This is a genomic window from Pseudomonas leptonychotis (assembly GCF_004920405.1).
Taxonomy (GTDB): domain Bacteria; phylum Pseudomonadota; class Gammaproteobacteria; order Pseudomonadales; family Pseudomonadaceae; genus Aquipseudomonas; species Aquipseudomonas leptonychotis.
In genome coordinates, this window is the sequence record NZ_RFLV01000004.1 from 241,122 (window position 1) to 258,762 (window position 17,641).

At 59.3% G+C, this 17,641-nt stretch carries 12 protein-coding genes and 2 tRNA genes; 5 read left to right on the plus strand and 9 right to left on the minus strand.

The window, feature by feature from the left end:
- Positions 1–89 precede the first annotated feature (89 nt).
- A complete protein-coding gene (locus D8779_RS17915) occupies positions 90–1,283 on the plus strand; it encodes an MFS transporter (protein ID WP_136665832.1) in 1,194 nt (397 codons plus the stop codon).
- A gap of 115 nt (positions 1,284–1,398) precedes the next feature.
- Here the strand turns inward: D8779_RS17915 and D8779_RS17920 are convergent, their stop codons facing one another.
- Positions 1,399–1,866: an Lrp/AsnC family transcriptional regulator gene (locus tag D8779_RS17920; protein WP_136665833.1), complete on the minus strand. Its 468-nt coding sequence runs from the start codon at positions 1,864–1,866 to the stop codon at positions 1,399–1,401.
- A 201-nt stretch (positions 1,867–2,067) separates the two neighbouring features.
- Between D8779_RS17920 and D8779_RS17925 the strand changes: the two genes are divergently transcribed.
- Both D8779_RS17925 and D8779_RS17930 read left to right on the plus strand, forming a co-directional pair.
- Complete coding sequence (locus D8779_RS17925; protein WP_136665834.1) at positions 2,068–5,535, plus strand: indolepyruvate ferredoxin oxidoreductase family protein; 3,468 nt, start codon at positions 2,068–2,070, stop codon at positions 5,533–5,535.
- A gap of 198 nt (positions 5,536–5,733) precedes the next feature.
- Positions 5,734–6,786: a Glu/Leu/Phe/Val dehydrogenase dimerization domain-containing protein gene (locus tag D8779_RS17930; RefSeq protein ID WP_136665835.1), complete on the plus strand. Its 1,053-nt coding sequence runs from the start codon at positions 5,734–5,736 to the stop codon at positions 6,784–6,786.
- A gap of 80 nt (positions 6,787–6,866) precedes the next feature.
- Here the strand turns inward: D8779_RS17930 and D8779_RS17935 are convergent, their stop codons facing one another.
- A complete protein-coding gene (locus D8779_RS17935; protein WP_136665836.1) occupies positions 6,867–7,346 on the minus strand; it encodes a GNAT family N-acetyltransferase in 480 nt (159 codons plus the stop codon).
- 134 nt (positions 7,347–7,480) lie between these two features.
- On the opposite strand from D8779_RS17935, the gene D8779_RS17940 reads away from it, so the two are divergent.
- Together D8779_RS17940 and D8779_RS17945 are read left to right on the plus strand one after the other, a co-directional pair.
- Positions 7,481–7,555: transfer RNA gene (locus D8779_RS17940), tRNA-Arg, on the plus strand.
- 454 nt (positions 7,556–8,009) lie between these two features.
- Entirely contained in the window at positions 8,010–8,693 is a 684-nt protein-coding gene (locus tag D8779_RS17945; RefSeq protein ID WP_205895841.1) for an NPP1 family protein, read from the plus strand.
- A gap of 371 nt (positions 8,694–9,064) precedes the next feature.
- Here D8779_RS17945 and D8779_RS17950 read toward each other — a convergent pair.
- The 7 genes from D8779_RS17950 to D8779_RS17980 all read right to left on the minus strand — a co-directional run bounded on the left by D8779_RS17950 (position 9,065) and on the right by D8779_RS17980 (position 17,631).
- A tRNA-Gly gene (locus D8779_RS17950) sits at positions 9,065–9,138 on the minus strand.
- A gap of 95 nt (positions 9,139–9,233) precedes the next feature.
- Entirely contained in the window at positions 9,234–10,118 is an 885-nt protein-coding gene (locus D8779_RS17955) for an alpha/beta fold hydrolase (protein ID WP_136665838.1), read from the minus strand.
- Between the two features lie 402 nt (positions 10,119–10,520).
- Positions 10,521–11,213: a pseudouridine synthase gene (locus D8779_RS17960; RefSeq protein WP_136665839.1), complete on the minus strand. Its 693-nt coding sequence runs from the start codon at positions 11,211–11,213 to the stop codon at positions 10,521–10,523.
- 2 nt (positions 11,214–11,215) lie between these two features.
- The gene (locus tag D8779_RS17965) at positions 11,216–11,422 is read right to left on the minus strand and encodes a cysteine-rich CWC family protein (protein WP_136665840.1); all 207 of its coding nucleotides are present in this window, start codon (positions 11,420–11,422) and stop codon (positions 11,216–11,218) included.
- Positions 11,415–12,890 carry a sensor domain-containing diguanylate cyclase gene (locus D8779_RS17970; RefSeq protein WP_136665841.1) on the minus strand — a complete coding sequence of 492 codons (1,476 nt, stop codon included), beginning with the start codon at positions 12,888–12,890 and terminating at the stop codon, positions 11,415–11,417. Before D8779_RS17970 ends, D8779_RS17965 begins: the two co-directional genes overlap by 8 nt.
- Positions 12,891–13,111: 221 nt before the next feature.
- Positions 13,112–16,750: an urea carboxylase gene (gene uca, locus D8779_RS17975; protein ID WP_136665842.1), complete on the minus strand. Its 3,639-nt coding sequence runs from the start codon at positions 16,748–16,750 to the stop codon at positions 13,112–13,114.
- Positions 16,751–16,995: 245 nt separating this feature from the next.
- The gene (locus tag D8779_RS17980) at positions 16,996–17,631 is read right to left on the minus strand and encodes an urea amidolyase associated protein UAAP2 (protein WP_136665843.1); all 636 of its coding nucleotides are present in this window, start codon (positions 17,629–17,631) and stop codon (positions 16,996–16,998) included.
- Positions 17,632–17,641: the final 10 nt, after the last annotated feature.

The following is a 17,641-nucleotide window of genomic DNA, read 5'->3' on the forward strand; positions in this document are numbered from 1 at the left end:
GAGGGTGGGAGGGGCTTTAGCCGCGAGCTGCAGCTGAACTTAAACGCTGTCGCGGCTAAAGCCCCTCCCACGTTAATTAGAAGAATCCGATGAATGCCCGCCGTCTGACCTTACTGCTGTGCAGTGCGGAAACCCTGGGTATGGCCGGCTTTGCCCTGTTTGCCGCGTTACTGCCGGATTTTCAGGCGTTGTGGGGGCTGAGCAATACCGAGGCGGGCTGGATCGGCGGCGGCTTTTTCCTCGGCTATATGCTGGCGGTGCCGATCCTCACTGGGCTGACCGATAGGCATGATGCGCGCAGCATCTACCTGGCCGCAATGCTGCTGACTGCCGTGGCCAATGCCGGCTTCGTTTTCGCCGATGGCTTCTGGTCGGCGCTGGCCTGGCGGGTGTTGGCGGGTATCGGCATGGCGGGTACCTATATGCCGGGGCTCAAGGCTTTGTCCGAGCGCATCGACGGGCCGGCCCAGTCCCGCGCAGTAGCGTTTTATACGGCCAGCTTCGGCCTGGGTACGGCATTGTCGTTTATCCTCGCCGGCGAACTGGCCAAGTTTGGCGGCTGGCAGCTACCTACGTTGCTCAGTGGTGGTTGCGCGTTGCTGGCCTGGGCCATGGTGTACTGGGGCTTGCCGCCTAAGGCGGTGGTTGAGCAGGCACCGCGCAGGTGGTTGGACTTGGCGCCGTTAAAGAACCGCGCCGTTGTGGCCTATTGCTTAGCCTATGCCGTACATAACCTGGAGCTGTTTGCGCTGCGCGCTTGGCTGGTGGCGTTTGTGGTGTTTTCCGGGCAATTGCAGGGCAGCACGCCCTGGCTGTCCGGTACCTGGGTGGCGATGCTGGCGACCTTGATCGGCATGCCTGCGAGCATCTTCGGTAATGAGTTGGCGCTGCGGTTTGGCCGGCAGCGCTGGCTGATCGCGGTAATGCTGTGCTCCTCCGTACTGGCCTTGTTTATCGGCCTGAGCGCGGCGTTGCCATTCTGGTTGATGGTCGTGCTGGTGTTGCTCTACAGCATCACTGTGACTGCCGATTCGGCGTCATTGACCGCCGGCTTGATTGCCGAAGCGCCAGCCAGCCATCGCGGTGCGGCGATGGCGTTGTACTCCTGCACCGGCTTTAGCGGAGCCTTTCTCGGCCCGTTGTTGTTCGGTATGAGCCTCGATCTATTGGACGACAAAAGCCTGCTCGGCTGGTGGGCAGCGTTTGCCCTGATGGGCGTGCTGCTGGTGCTCGGGCCACTGGCGCTGTGGTGGGCCGGCAAGGCGCAACGAAGTGTTGCTTGATGCAGCAGACATGCAAGAAGTGTGGGCTTTCGTGGGAGGGGCTTTAGCCGCGACATGCAGCGGGGTTTAAGAGTTGTCGCGGCTAAAGCCCCGCGCACGTTGTGCCATCCCAGCCTTAATCCAACGGCAGCTCGGTGGTGCGTTTCACCTCGCTCATGGCGATATGCGAGTGGGCTTCGTGCACATGCGGGCGTTGCAGCAGGTGGTCGCGCAGAAAGCGCTCATAGCTGGCGATGTCCTTGGCGACCACCTTGAGCAGGTAATCTGAGCCGCCAGCCATGGTGAAGCACTCCAATACTTCCGGGTAACCGACCACCGCTTGCTCGAATTCTTCCAGGTTGCTGCGGCCGTGGGCCGAGAGCTTGATATCGACAAACACGGTGATGCTGAAGCCCAGTTGCTTATGACTGAGCAAGGCGACCTTGCGCTCGATAATGCCTTCTTCCTGCATGCGGTGAATGCGCCGCCAGCAGGGCGATTGTGACAACTCGACCTTCTCGGCGATCTCGGCGGCAGAGAGGTCGGCGTTGTGTTGTAGCAGGCGAAGAATCTTGCGGTCGATGGGGCTGAGTTTTTCTTGCATGACTGTTCCGAGTTTTTTGTTCTTGTTGGATTAATCATGCGCAGTATCTGCAAAACGGCCAGCAAAAAGAAATAAAAAAGCCGCGTGCTCCGTTCATATTCTTGGTCATGCGCCTTGTGTGGTGATCCCGCACTAGGCTTAACAAGGCCGGCACCTACCGTTGCCAGCCCAGCTCGCCAAAATAATAAAAGGAGCGCAGTTATGTCTCTGGCCGAGATCCGCCTGGATGACAAGTACCGCCTTGCCACAGGCCACCTATACCTGACCGGCACCCAGGCGCTGACCCGCCTGCCGATGCTGCAAAAGCAACGCGACGCAGCCCATGGCCTGAATACCGCGTGCTTTATTTCCGGCTACCGGGGCTCGCCGCTGGGCAACCTCGACAAGAGCCTGTGGGATGCCAAGCAGTACCTCAAAGACAACCACATCCACTTCCAACCGGGCGTCAACGAAGAGTTGGCCGCCACCTCGGTGTGGGGTAGCCAGCAGACCAGCCTGTTCCCCGGTGCTCGCTACGACGGCGTGTTTGCCATGTGGTACGGCAAAGGCCCGGGCGTGGACCGCTGCGGTGATGTGTTCAAACACGGTAACTCGGCCGGGGTGTCCGAGCATGGCGGTGTGTTGTTGCTGGCCGGCGACGACCATGGCTGCAAATCATCGAGCATCGCCAATCAAAGTGAGCATGCGTTTATCGCCGCGTCGATCCCGGTGCTCAACCCGGCCAACGTTCAGGAGATTCTCGACTACGGCATCATCGGTTGGGAGCTTTCGCGCTACAGCGGCTGCTGGGTCGCGCTGAAAACCATCGCCGAAAACGTCGACTCCTCCGCCGTAGTGGATGTCGACCCGCTGCGCATCCAGGTGCGAGCCCCGGACGATTTCCAATTGCCGGAAGACGGCGTGTATATCCGCTGGCCAGATCCGCCCCTGGCTCAGGAAGCGCGCCTAAATACCTACAAAATCTACGCAGCCCGCGCCTTCGCCCTGGCTAATAACCTTAACCAGATCAAGCTGGATTCACCCAACCCGCGCCTGGGTATTATCACCACCGGCAAGTCCTATCTGGATGTGCGTCAGGCGCTGGATGATCTTGGCTTGGATGAGGCGCTGTGCGCTCAGGTTGGCCTGCGTGTGCTCAAGATCGGCATGAGCTGGCCGCTGGAACCGGTGTCGGTGCATGAGTTTGCCGAGGGGCTGGATGAAATTCTGGTGGTCGAGGAAAAGCGCGGCATCATTGAAGACCAGCTCACCGGTCAGCTCTACAACTGGCCGCTTGGCAAGCGCCCGGTGGTGGTCGGCGAGTTCGACGAGGCTGGTCATTCGCTGTTGCCGAACCTGTCTGAGCTGACTCCGGCGATGATCGCCCGGGCCATCGCCAAGCGCCTTGCGCCGATCTACAGCAGCGCCAGCATCGACGAGCGCTTGGCTTTTCTCGCGGCCAAAGAAGCCTCGCTGGCGGCGCCAAAACACACCACCGTGCGTACCCCGCATTTCTGCTCGGGTTGCCCGCATAACACCTCTACCAAGCTGCCGGAAGGCAGCCGCGCCCAAGGCGGTATTGGTTGCCATTACATGACCCAGTGGATGGACCGCAACACCGACACCTTTACTCAGATGGGCGGCGAAGGCGCGACCTGGATTGGTCAGGCACCGTTCACTGATACCGCGCACATCTTCCAGAACCTTGGTGACGGCACCTACTTCCACTCCGGCCATCTGGCTGTCCGCGCTGCCGTGGCTTCTGGGGTGAATATCACCTACAAAATTCTCTATAACGATGCGGTGGCCATGACCGGCGGCCAGCCGATTGACGGCGAGCTACGGGTCGATCAGCTCAGCCAGCAAGTGTTTTTCGAGGGTGTTAAGCGTATTGCTCTGGTGACGGATGAACCGGAGAAATACCCGGATCGCAGCACCTTCGCGCCTATCGTCACTTTCCATCATCGCCGCGATCTGGATGCGGTGCAGCGCGAGCTGCGCGAGTTCAAGGGTTGCTCGGTGATCATCTATGACCAAACCTGCGCCACCGAGAAGCGCCGTCGGCGCAAGCGCGGCAAGCTGGTTGATCCGCAGAAGCGCGCCTTTATCAACCCGGCAGTGTGCGAGGGTTGTGGTGATTGCAGCGTTAAATCCAACTGCCTGTCGGTGCTGCCGCTGGAAACCGAAGTAGGGCGCAAGCGCGAGATCGACCAGAACTCCTGCAACAAGGATTTCAGCTGCGTTGAGGGCTTCTGCCCAAGCTTCGTCACCGTGCACGGCGGTAGCCTGCGTAAACCGCAAGCGGTGGGTTTGAGTGCGCTGTTTATTGCCCTGCCGGAGCCGCGTCAGCCGACACTGGAGCGGCCTTGGAATATCCTCCTTCCGGGCGTTGGCGGCAGTGGTGTGACCACTGTTGGCGCATTGCTTGGTATGGCCGCGCATATCGAAGGCAAGGGTTGTAGCGTGCTCGATCAAGCCGGCCTGGCGCAGAAATTCGGCCCGGTGATCACCCATATCCGCATCGCCGCCAAGCAGGACGATATCTTTGCTGTGCGTATCGCCGCTGGGGAAACCGACCTGTTGCTGGGTTGCGATCTGGTGGTGTCGGCCAGCGAAGTAGCCTTGGCCAAGTTGAATGACAAGATCGCCCATGCGGTGGTCAACAGCCATGAAGCGGCCACCGCTGAGTTCACCCGAAACCCGGATGCTCAGGTGCCGGGTGCGGCCATGCGTGAAGCCTTGATCGAAGCCGTGGGGGCAAGCAAGACTCACTTTGTCGACGCCAGCCGCCTGGCTACGCGCCTGCTCGGCGACAGCATCGCCACTAATATGTTTATGCTCGGTTTCGCTTATCAAAAGGGCCTGGTGCCGGTGTCTGCCGAAGCCATCGATAAGGCTATCGAGCTCAACGGCGTGGCCGTGCCGCTCAATCAGCAGGCTTTCCTCTGGGGCCGTCGCGCGGCTCATGATGCGGCCGCTGTGGAGCGACTGGCCAAGCCTGAGATGGTCGAGGCACCGCATTGCCAGACCCTGGACGAAATCGTTGCTGACCGCGTGGTGCGTCTGACTGCGTATCAGAACGCCGCCTACGCCGAGCGTTATCGCGAGCAAGTGGCGCGGGTGCAACAGGTCGACAAGAGTGCTGACCAAGCGCTGAGCAAGGCCGTAGCACGTTATTACTTCAAATTGCTGGCCTACAAGGACGAGTACGAAGTAGCGCGGCTGTACAGCGACGGCAGCTTTATCCGTCAGCTGGAAGCGCAGTTCAGCGGCGATTACCGCCTGGAGTTCCACCTGGCTCCATCCTGGCTGAGTAAGCCAGATGCAAGCAGCGGCGAGCCGCGCAAGCGTCAGTTCGGTGCCTGGATGCTCAAGGCCTTCGGCGTACTGGCCAAATTCAAGTTCCTACGTGGCACGCCGCTGGACCTGTTTGGCTACAGCGCCGAGCGCAAGCTGGAGCTGCAGCTGATCGAGGACTATGAGCAAAACCTGGAGTACCTGCTTAAGGAACTCAACGCCGACAACTACCGTAGCGCGGTGGCCCTGGCTGAGCTGCCGGAGCAGATCCGCGGCTATGGCCACGTCAAAGAACGCAGCCTGGCCAAGGTGCGCGAGCAGAGCAGCCAGCTCAAGGCGCGCATGGTCATCAGTGAGATTGCGGCGGTGCAACTATTCGAACCCGCTGCCTGACAGGCAGCGTGAAAACTACTGCGCATCGGTGATGCTGCGTTAAAAACAGGCTAAAAGTGCTCATTTACAGTCGTAAAGTCGAGTGCGACCCCAGTCGCTTTTTAGCCTGTTTTTGCCTTGCCTGACCTTCGCTCGCTACGTTTCACACCGCCTGTTTCCCCTCTTTATTTCAACTACAAGAACAATCAAGGAACCCCTATGTCCGTGTTTTCCCATATCGATTTCGACCACCACGAACAGGTGGTCTATGGCCATGACAAGGCCAGCGGCCTGAAGGCGATTATTGCCATTCACAACAGCAACCTCGGTCCGGCGCTTGGCGGTTGCCGCATGTGGCCCTACGCCAATGACGATGAGGCCCTGCGCGATGTGCTGCGCCTGTCGCGCGGCATGACCTACAAATCGGCCCTGGCCAATCTGCCACTGGGTGGCGGCAAAGCGGTGATCATCGGCGACCCTCATACCGGCAAGAGCGCGGCGCTGTTTCAGGCCATGGGTGATTTTGTCGACAGCCTTGGCGGGCGCTATATCACTGCCGCCGACTCCGGCACCGGCGTGGCAGAAATGCAGCTTATGGCCGAGCGCACTCGCCACGTATCCGGTGCGGAGTCGCGCGAAGCCTTCGCGGGTGGTACGCGCAATGGCGACCCGTCGCCGGCCACCGCTTACGGGGTGTTTATCGGCATTCAGGCTGCGGTCAAGCACCGCCTGGGCCGTGATGATTTGCGTGGCCTCAAAGTCGCGATTCAAGGGGTAGGGCAGGTGGGGTTTGATCTCGCCCGACAATTGAAAGCAGCCGGTGCCGAGCTGTGGGTGACTGATATCGTCGAGGCCAATGTGCGCCGTGCGGTTGAGCAACTGGGCGCAACTGCTGTCACCCAGCAGGCGATTTTCGGCCTGGATGTTGATGTGTTCGCGCCCTGCGCCATGGGCGCAATCATCAACCAACAAACCCTAGAAGCGCTGCGCGCGCCGATTATCGCCGGAGCCGCCAATAATCAGCTGGCCGATCCTAGCCTGGCGGAAACCCTGCGCCGCAACGAGTGCCTGTATGCGCCGGATTACGCGATCAATGCCGGCGGCATTATCGATGTCTACTATGGCCGTAGCGGCGGCAGCGCTGCACAACTCAAAGCGCATATCGAAGGCGTCGGCGCAACGTTGGAGCAAATCTTCCAGCGCTCAGGTGCGAGCGGTAAAACCACGGTGGAGATTGCTGATCAATTGGCCGAAGAGCGCTTCGGCCGTTAGAGGCTGTTTACGATCTGCTGCGCGTCGGCCCTGCTGCGTTAAAAACAGGCTCTAGCTCGCGAGATCGTAAAGCAGCTTCATTAATCGATTGTCAGCGCCAGACTAATACCATGCGGTTTAAAGCCCAGGTTGGCATAAAAAGCATGGGCGGCCTCACGGCTCTGGCTGCTGGACAGCGCCACTTTGTAACAACCCCAGGTGCGGGCGCGTTCGATGGCTTTGCCCATCAGCGCCTGGCCAATCCCCAGGCCGCGCGCTTCACCATCCACCACTACATCTTCAAGAATCGCTGAGCGAGCGAAGTTGTGCGCCAGGTGCTCAATCAGGTTAAGCGTGCAGGTGCCGAGCAACTTGCCGTCACGCTCGGCCACCAGTACCACGCAGCTCACTGACAACTCACTCAGGCGTAAAGCCAGCAGCTTGGCATCAGCACGCGGCTCGTCGGGTGCCAGTTGCTGCAGCAACGTGGCGAGCGCTGCGGCATCGGTAACGCTGGCCGCACGTAGGTTAAAGTCGGCAAAAGGCGAATCCGGCAGATAAGGCGAGGCAGCGGGGCGCATGGCGATCTCCTCTCTTTATGACGGCCGGTTGGCAGTCAGTTGGCAGTATGGCGCTGAGATAATGGCAGCGGCATGACAAACTAGCTCAGGCTCGCTAAGATGCCGCCCGCTGGTAGCCCGTCTAACCAGCCTTGGTTCCCATAGTTCAATGGATAGAATAAGCCCCTCCTAAGGGCTAGATACTGGTTCGAATCCAGTTGGGAACGCCATCTACTGCAATCCGCCAGCACCGGTTCCCGAGTGCTTAGGCATGGTTCGCCTACTTTGCGCCTTACTTCGTTCTCCTGTATTTATCACTCAGCCCAATGCTGTTTGGGGCTGACTTGTGCGCAGTGTTTAAACCAGTACCCCCAAAAGCCCCCGAACCGGCTGGTTTCAGGGCGCTGAAGTATTCGATTGGGCGCGAACGAAAGCAGCGTTGAATCCACACCTCTTATCGTTCACACCCATTCGGGGAATAGTTTTCCCACATGCTGCGTGCCACGCTTTGAAGTGCCTAAGGCACCCCACGCCCACAAAAATAAAACATTGGGAAATCAGCATGTTTAAGAAACCGACACTGTTTTTTCGAGCTTAACTGCCTCCCTGGCACTGCTATTAACCAGCAATTTCATCCTGGCCAGCGATTTTGCCAAGCTGGATCAAGCCCTGCCGACAAACGGGGTGATCAACAATAAGCAGCCAGTCTTTGATTTTGACGGCGATAGTTGTTTGCCCAGCGCGGGTATCAGCCGTTTGGGGCAAAAAAATGCAGGCCTTAATACGACGGGCACAATTACGGGCAGCTGCCGCTCAGGTAATTTTTTACTGACCTCAAACACCCTGCATCGCTACGTGTGTAGAACAGTCAGTGGCAACCAGTATTGCGGCCATATATACGCGCTCTATTTCGAGAAAGACCAGTTGACCGGCTATTTTGGTGGCGGCCATCGCCATGATTGGGAACATGCCGCTGTCTGGACCAAAAACGGAGTTGTGACGCATGGCACCTACAGCTCCCACGGCAACCAGACAACCAAGCCCGCTGCAGAGTTACCCTTTGAAAATGGCCATCTGAAGATTGTCTATCACAAGGATGGTGTCACTACTCATGCCTTTCGCTTTGCGAAAAGTGTTGAGTATGCCGAGAACCCCTATGGCTCATTCCTGACCCCGACTATCGTCAGCTGGTATCGAATGGTCGGTGACGGGTTGTCGAATCAGAGCATGCGTTCGTTACTCAATAGTTTCGATTACGGCTCCGCGAACCTGCCGGTCAAAGACAGTAACTTCCTGAACAACATCAACAACGGGAAACCGTCCAGTTACCCCGCCTTCTCAAGTACGGATGTGACGGCCTCGAACTAAGACCATCACTTAGATGAGCGGAGCTAAGAGGGGGCGATTCATGCTCGCTGGCGCGGGCATTTTTTCTGGCCAGTCGCTTCGCTTGTCTCAAACCCTAAGCATCTGTTACCGCGATAAGTCGAGAAACGGTAAGAGCTGCGCAGCAGCGGAACGTGGTCTTGTTCGTTTGTGACACCGCTGTTGAGCACGCCCCAGGTTTTACTGTCCAGCTTTTCCAAGGCCACATTTACCTCAGGCGAGGGGAGTCCGTCCTCCGGGCTCAACACATGCACGCTCACGCTTTTAGCTTGCTGTTTCTTTCAGCCAAGGCAAAAAGCAAAAAGCAAAAAGCCCCGAAACCGGTTGGTTTCAGGGCTTTAGATTCTGCGATTTGGAGCGGGCGATGGGAATCGAACCCACAGCTCTAGCTTGGGAAGCTAGGGTATTACCACTATACGACGCCCGCAGCGGGTGCCTTTATACCGGAAGTCTTGGGTTAAATGAAGCCTGCAGCGCAGCTATCTGTGCTTGCGCGCTGCAGGCGTGGGGTGCAGCGCTGTTTCATACGGCAATCGCGTGATGCAGATCGGGCTGTGCACGGTAGCTGGAACTGTTGCGTGCTGGGGCTTGCAGGAAGTTCAGCAGAGCGGCCTGGCTTTGCTGCCATGCGCCTTTGTGCTCCATGTCGAGAAAGTGTCCGGCATTGCGGATGGTGGCGAACTGGCAGTCACTCAGGTACTCGGCAAACAGGCGCACGTCATCTGGCGAGGTGTATTCGTCGTGTTCGCCGTTGACGAACAGCAATGGAATATCGATGGCCGCCAGGCACTCCATCTGGCAGTGATTATCCATATGCACCACCTGGTTGATGTGTGCGTGCATCTGCAAGTATTCGTGGTTGTCGAGATTGCTTATATGGCGATGGTTGTAGCGCTTGAACAGTGAGGGCAGGTACTTGCCGATGGTGCTGTTGACCAGTTGACCGACTTGTTCGCCGTCGCTTGCATGCAGGTAGGTCATACCTTTTTCCAGGTAGTCGAGCATGGGGGCGTTGAGCAGCGGTGAGAAAGAGCTGATCACCGCCTTTTCGATACGCGCCGGGCGCTGCGCCAGTGCCAGCATGGCAGCCACGCCGCCCCATGAGAACGACAGCAGATAGTCGGCCTGAAACTGCTCAATCAGCTCCAGCAAAATGGTCGCTTCATCTTCCTTGCTGATCGGCCGTACGTGGCTGTTATGTGGCTTGGACTGGCCGGCGTATGGCTGGTCATACAGCACCACGTTGAATTGTGGTTGCAGGTATTTCAGGGTGTGCGCGAACGCGGCGGTGGTGGCCAACGAGCCGTTGATTAGGATGATGGTCTTGCGCGCGCTGGGGTTGGCGTAAAACTCCGTGTGTACCTTGAACGTCCTGTGAATATCGACGACAGCGATGGCTGGCTTCATGTCGTTTCCTCCTGGCGCAAAAAATGGGCATGGCAAAACGGCGGTGCCGTTGAACCGGGCTAAGTTAGGACAGTCAGGAAAGCGCCTGGACGTGACAGCAAGATGTCAGGCTGGAGGATTTTATAAGTTATTTATTTTCAATCAGTTAGGGCTGAAATAGAGCATCCGTCCACGGCCATTTTGCAGGTGTGGAGTGGCGTCTTTGACCAGGCAGGAACCCATTTCGCGCAGTGCGCAAGTAACCGAAAGCATACTTAGATGGCTTTCGTGACTGAGTGGTCACGACAAGACCTTATGGTTTGATTTAAGCAGCCGCGTTCGTGCTGGCGCAAGTGAATATTGGAGTATCGAACAGCCGTTTGTCGGTTAGCTAGCTAAGTATGTGACTTGAGCATGGGCTGTTTAGATGCAGACGATTTCCGTTGCACTTAGGGCGCGGTACTGGCCGGGGGCGAGGTGCGGGTCGAGTTGGATAGCGCCCATGCTCAGGCGATGTAGGCCGATGACCTTGTTCTGGAAGTGGCCAAACATGCGCTTGATCTGATGGTAGCGGCCTTCGTGCAAGGTCAGCAGGGCGCTGTGGCTACTTTCGATGACCAGTTCGGCAGGCAGGGTGGTGAGGTTTTCATAGGCGAAATACAGGCCCTGGGCGAACACCTCGATGTACTCAGGGCTGATTGGCTGTTCGGTCTCGACGCGGTAGGCCTTGCCCAGGCGGCTGCGAGGCTCGGTCAGGCGGCGCGACCATTGACCATCGTTGGTGATTAGCAGCAGACCACTGGTGTTCAGGTCCAGGCGACCGGCCAGGTGCAAGTCGGTCTTGTCCGGTTCGTCGAGCAGATCAAGCACGGTGCGGTGCTGCCCATGCTCGGTGGCACTGACCACGCCTGTCGGTTTGTGCAACATGAAATAGCGCGCGGCTTTGCCGGCCTGTAGCAGCTCGCGATCAACTTCGATGCGGCTGAACTGACTGACTTCGGACAAACCATCGCAAACCACCGCGCCATCGACTCGTACACGAGAACTGGCCAGTAGGCGGCGGACGGTTTGGCGATTGAGTTGGGGCAGGTTGCTGAGAAAACGATCGAGGCGCATGGCTAGTCGCTAGCCGGCTCGTGCAGGCCTTGAGCGCAGCGTGGGCACAGGCAAGCGCGGTTACGTTGTTCGGCGGGTAGCTGCGTCAGCGCCAGGGCATCAACGGTGATGTCGAAGCACCAACAGTGTTCTACCGGCGCATTGGCCGTGGCTTGGGCGCACTGATTCAGCTGGCCGCAGCTTGGGCAGCGAATCGCTTCATTATCCATGTGCTTCTTCACAAAGGCGGTTGCGCCCGCTCTGTTTGGCGCGGTACAGCGCGCGGTCGGCACGGGCGATCAGCTGCTCGAGGACTTCATTCGGTTGCAGCTGGGCCAGGCCAATACTGGTAGTGATTTGCAGGTCAATACCGTTGTAATTGAAGTGGCTGCGTTCGGTCTGCTCGCGGATTTTCTTACCCAGTTCGCGGGCTTGCTCTACGGAAGTGTTCTTGAGCAGCAGGATGAACTCTTCGCCGCCCCAGCGGCAAAGAATATCTGCCTCACGTACCGCACTCTGCAGGTTGGCAGCAAAGCCGCGCAGCACGGCGTCGCCGGCCAGATGGCCCTGGCTGTCATTGAGTTGCTTGAAGTTGTCCAAGTCGAGCATCAGGGCACATAGGGTGTCTTGGTTACGCCGTGCCTCTTGCACGGCCTGGTTGGCGAGCAGGTTGAAGCCGCGCCGGTTGGGCAGTTCGGTTAGCAGGTCGGTGGTGGCCAGAGCGGTAATACGCTGCTGGTAACGGCGCAGGGCGAAGCCCACCAAACTGATGACGATGAGGGTGACTAACAGGCAGATCAGCAGGTTTATGTACAACGACTTGCGGATACCGGTCAGTGCGCCGTTTTCATGTTTATCAACTAACAAGTACCAGTTCAGTTCGGGGATAAAGCGCACATTGAGGAAGTGCTCGCGGCCATGTTCTTGGTATTCAAAGTTACTGTTCTGCGGGTTCGCCAGTTTGGCCATCAGGTCTTCTAAACCGGGCAATTCGCTGAGAGATTGGCCGACTTTTGCCCCTGATGGGCCGCCTTTGGCACCGGTCAGCACCACACGCCCTTCAGTGTCGACGAAGAATACGCTGCGTTTGTAACGTTGCTGGTAGGTATCAATCAGGTCGACCACGGCGTCCACCGTCAGGCCTACGCCTGTGGCACCGATAAAGCGCTGGTCGTAGTCGAAAACCTTGTAGTTGATAAACACAGTCAGGCGGTCTTGGTTGGCCATATCGGCATCGACGCTAATTTCATAGGGCGTCTGCATGTCGCGTACGCGAAAGTACCAAGCGTCACGTGAGTCGGCTTCGTTGACCTGTTTGAGTACGCCTTTGGCTTGGTAGTAGGTGTGGGTTTTTTCGGAAACAAAGAAGCTGGTGACGGTGATGTAGTGCTCTTGCACCTCGCGCAAGTAGCGGGTGATTTGCTCGGTGCCCTGTTCACCGGCCAATACCCAGTCGCGCATGTAGGTATCGCGCGACATCATCGAGGAAATCAGGATGGGCCTAACCAGGTCCTTCTGGATCTCTGAATAGACGTTATCCGAGGTCAGCGGCAGTTCGGTGTTGATGATCCCTGCACGGATTGATTCGAGGGCGGTGTAATAGCTGACCAGGGAGGTGGCGAGGAAACCGCCAGCAAGTAGCACCAGCAACAGCGCAATCAGTGACCACTGGCGGGTCGGGGGGAATGGCTGCGACATGCAAAGCTCTACTGGCAAAATAATGGCCGTATTGTAGCGCCCGCTCCTGCATCGCGCTGCTGAAACATAGGTCGCTACCTGGATGGCGGTGGCGGGTGGTTTTTATTGCAGTTGGTTTTGCTGAGGCATATCAGCGTTATCGACGAGTGCGTGGGAGGGGCTTTAGCCGCGACTAGATCAGTCGCGGCTAAAGCCCCTCCCACGCAGTACTGCGGCTAGCTTCAAGCCTCTTTCAGCACCACCACCCGTTGCCCGGCGCGTACCGGCGAACCCGGTTGTACGCGCACCTCGCGCACCACGCCGTCGCGCGGGGCGAGCAGAGGTATTTCCATCTTCATCGACTCCAAAATCACCAGCACATCACCGGCTTTCACGTGGTCGCCCTCGCTGACCTGGACTTGCCAGAGGTTACCGGCGATATGGCTGTCGATGCTGTGCTGACCGGCTGCGAGCGGGACGTCTTCGCCTAAATCTGCGAGCACTTCTTCACTGTCGAAGTGCGCTTGGTCGGATTCGATCCAGCGTTGCCGCTCGGCGTCAAAGGCACCGCGCTGCTGCTGGCGGAATGCGTCGATGCCCTCGGCTTCCTTGTCGAGGAAGTCCTGATAGTCGGCCAGGGCCAACTCGCTGTCTTCGATGCGCAGTTCATAGCGGCCGAGCGGGAAGTCGCGACGGATTTGCAGCAGCTCCTCGGCGCCCACCGGGTAGAAACGAATCTGGTCGAAGAAGCGCAGCAGCCACGGCTTGCCATCGAAGGCCGCGACTTCGCGGTAGCGGTTCCACATCTGCAAGGTACGACCGACGAACTGATAGCCGCCGGGGCCTTCCATGCCGTACACGCACATATAAGCGCCGCCGATGCCCACCGAGTTCTCGGCCGTCCAAGTACGCGCCGGGTTGTATTTGGTGGTGACCAAACGATGCCGTGGGTCCAGTGGCGTGGCCACCGGTGCACCGAGATACACATCGCCCAAACCCATCACTAGATAGCTGGCGTCGAACACGGTCTTGTAGACCTCATCCAGATTGGGCAGGTCGTTAATCCGGCGGATAAACTCCAGGTTGCTTGGGCACCAGGGCGCGTCTTTGCGCACGGTGGTCATGTACTTGTCGATGGCCAACTGGCAGGCCGGATCATCCCAAGACAATGGCAAATGGACGATACGTGACGGCACCTTGAGGTCTTGCGCGTTGCACACCGCGTCCCACTCGCCGGCGACTATGTTGAGAAGGTCATTTAGCGCGAGGGTTTCCGGCTGGTAGTGCACTTGCAGCGAGCGGATGCCGGGAGTCAGGTCTACGACGCCATTCAAGTTTTTGGCTTCTAGGGCCTGCATTAAGGCATGGCCACGGAAACGCAGTACCAGGTCCAACTCCGGCGCGCCGATTTCCAGCAGTAGGTGGGTGTCGCCGGAGAGGCGCGCGACCAGGCGCTTATCGTCTGCACCAATGTCGAGAATGATGGGCGAGGTCAAGGCTGTTAGGGCGGGAGCGGCTTCAGCCGCGATATCGGTGGCGCTTGGGTCGAGGCTAAAGCCCCTCCCACAAAGCTCCGCGCATTCACGGTTTTTTGCTTGGGCCAACAGGCGTGCGGTGGCGATATCCACCGGTAAAAATTTGAGCTTGTCGCCGGCCTTGAGCTGGCCGAGCTGCCACAGGTCGGCTTCGATGATGGTCACTGGGCAAACAAAGCCGCCCAGGCTCGGGCCGTCTGGGCCGAGGATCACCGGCATATCGCCGGTGAAATCCACCGCGCCAATCGCATAGGGGTTGTCGTGGATGTTCGATGGGTGCAAGCCAGCTTCGCCGCCGCTGTCGCGCACCCACTCGGGTTTCGGGCCGATCAAACGCACGCCGGTGCGGCTGGAGTTGAAATGCACTTCCCAGGAGGTGGCAAAGAACGTCTCGATGTAGGCCGGAGTGAAGTATTCCGGTGCGCCGTGCGGGCCGTAAATCACGCGGATTTCGCGTACCGCAGGTAAATCAGTGCGCAGCTCGGCGGGCAGTTGCGCGTCGGCTTGGCTGTCGGCCAAAGGCAGCAGGTGCAGCACGTCACCGGCACGCAGCGCGCGGCCGCCGTGGCCGCCGAACTGGCCGAGGGTGAAGGTGCTTTTCGAACCCAAGTATTCCGGTACCTGCAGACCGCCACGCAGGGTGAGATAAACGCGGGCGCCGCTGCCGGCGATGGTGCCGAGGCTGAGTGTGCTACCAGCCTTGATCAGCAGCGCGCTGTTCATAGCTTGCTCGACGCCATCCACGCTTAGCGGAATTGGCGCACCGGTCACTGCCACCACTGCATCGGTGTTGAAGCGCAGCAGCGGGCCGCTCATGGTGATTTCCAGGCCGGCGGCGCCTTCTTCGTTACCGAGCAGGCGGTTGCCCAGGCGCAGGGCGCGATCGTCCATCGGCCCCGATGGCGGCACGCCGACGGCCCAGTAGCCGAGACGGCCGGGGAAGTCCTGCACGGTGGTCTGGGTGCCGGCGGACAGCACTTCGAAGGTGTCCGCCTGATAGACCAAACCTTCCAGGCAACGGGTCCACGGCTCGCCGCTGGCGAAGGGCACGTCGAGCAGAATCTGCCGCAGGTAATCGCGGTTGCTTTCCACGCCATACAGCACGGTGTCAGCCAGGGCTTGGCCGAGTGCGGTGCTGGCTTGCTCGCGGGTGGGTTGCCAGGCGATGACTTTGGCGATCATCGGGTCGAAGTAGGGTGGAATTTCGCAACCAGCTTCGACCCAAGTGTCGATGCGCAGGGCTTGGCCATCGGCCGTGGGGAAGTCCACTGCGGTGAGCAGGCCGGGGCTCGGCTGAAAATCGCGGCCCGGGTCTTCGGCGTATAGGCGTGCCTGAATCGCATGGCCTCTGGCCTTCAGGCCTTTACCCAGTTCGCTCAGTGGAGCCAGATCGCCGGCCGCCAGTTCGATCATCCAGCGCACCAGATCGACGCCCCACACCTGCTCGGTGACGCCATGTTCGACCTGCAGGCGGGTGTTTACTTCGAGAAAGTAAAAGCGCTCGGCGGCGCTGTCGTAGACAAATTCGACGGTGCCGGCGCTGCGGTAATTGATCGCCTTGGCCAGCTTGATCGCCGCTGCGCACAGCTCTTCAGCCATGCCTGCGGGCAGGTTCGGCGCCGGGGTTTCTTCCAGCACTTTCTGGTTGCGCCGCTGCACCGAGCAATCGCGTACGCCGAGGGCTAGCACTTCACCTTTGCCGTCACCGAACACCTGCACTTCCAGGTGGCGGGCGCGCTGGATGTACTTCTCGATAAACACGCCGCTGTCGCTGAAGTTGTTCTGCCCCAGACGTTTGACCGCCTCGAAGGCGTCGCTCAGCTCGGCGGCGCTGTTGCACACGCGCATGCCGATGCCGCCACCGCCGGCAGTGCTTTTCAGCATCACTGGGTAGCCGACCACTTCACCGGCGACCAGCGCGGCGTCGAGGTTTTCCAACAGCTCGGTGCCTTCGAGCATCGGTACGCCATGCTCTTTAGCCAAGGCGCGAGCGGTGTGCTTGAGGCCGAATACCCGTAGTTGCTCCGGCGTCGGGCCGACGAAGGCGATGCCGGCAGCCTCGCAGGCTTCGGCGAACGCGGCGTTCTCCGAGAGAAAGCCGTAGCCGGGGTGAATGGCGGTGGCGCCAGTCTGCTTGGCGACGGCGAGGATTTTATCGACCACCAGATAGGTGCCGGCCGCGGGGCCTTCGCCGAGGCTAAAGGCTTCATCGGCCTGCTGGATATGCAGGCTGGCGGCGTCGGCTTCGGAATAGACGGCCACGCCTTGCACGTTGAGGTCGCGCAAGGTGCGCAGGATGCGGCAGGCAATGGCGCCACGGTTGGCGATCAGCAGTTTGTTGAACATGGATTTGCCCTCGAAAGGCAAGGCGGGCCGTCCCGCAGTATTCGGTCTGCACCACGGTCGTCCGTGGTTGAAAATGCTCTGTTGCGGATTTGTGGGAGGGGCTTTAGCCGCGATTGGTCTGTGCAGCTGTCGCGGCTGAAGCCCCTCCCACGGTCATCTCTACAAGTCCTTCGGGGGCTGCTGCAGGCACTGGCCTGAACGGCTTTGGCACAGCTGCAGGAGCCAGCGGCGCAAGTTGCTTAGCTTCAATTCCATACCAACACCTCGGCTGGGGTTGGGTTGTAGCCGTTGCACGGGTTATTCAGTTGCGGGCAGTTGGAGATCAGCACGATCACGTCCATATGCGCGACTAATTCGACGTACTTCCCGGCGCCAGAGATGCCGTCCTCGAAGGTCAGGCCGCCTTCGGGGGTGACCGGCACGTTCATAAAGAAGTTGATGTTGGCGCCTATGTCGCGCTTCTCCAGGCGGCCGTCGTGCAGGCTGGCGCGCAGGAAGTTGTCGCGGCAGCTGTGCATGTAGCGCTTATCCAGGGCGTAACGGACGGTGTTGCTCTCTTGAGCGCAGGCGCCGCCGAGGGTGTCGTGGCGCCCGCAGGTGTCGGCGCTGATGGTCAGCAGCGGGTTGCCCAGGTTGGAGTAGAGAACGGTGCCGGTGGTCAGGTACACGCTGTTTTGTTTGCGCAGGGTGCGTTGCGGGTCGTAGCGCTCGCGTGGGTTGCTGGCGCTGAAGAACAGCGTGTCGACTGCTTGGTTACCTTCGAGGTCGAGCAGGCGCACGGTTTGCCCGGCTTTGACTTCGCAGAGGAAGGGTTCGCCGGCCGGGATCACAGCGCGGTACACGGCGGCTTCTGGGTGCAGGGTGCTTTCGGTTAGAGACATGCTGCGGCCC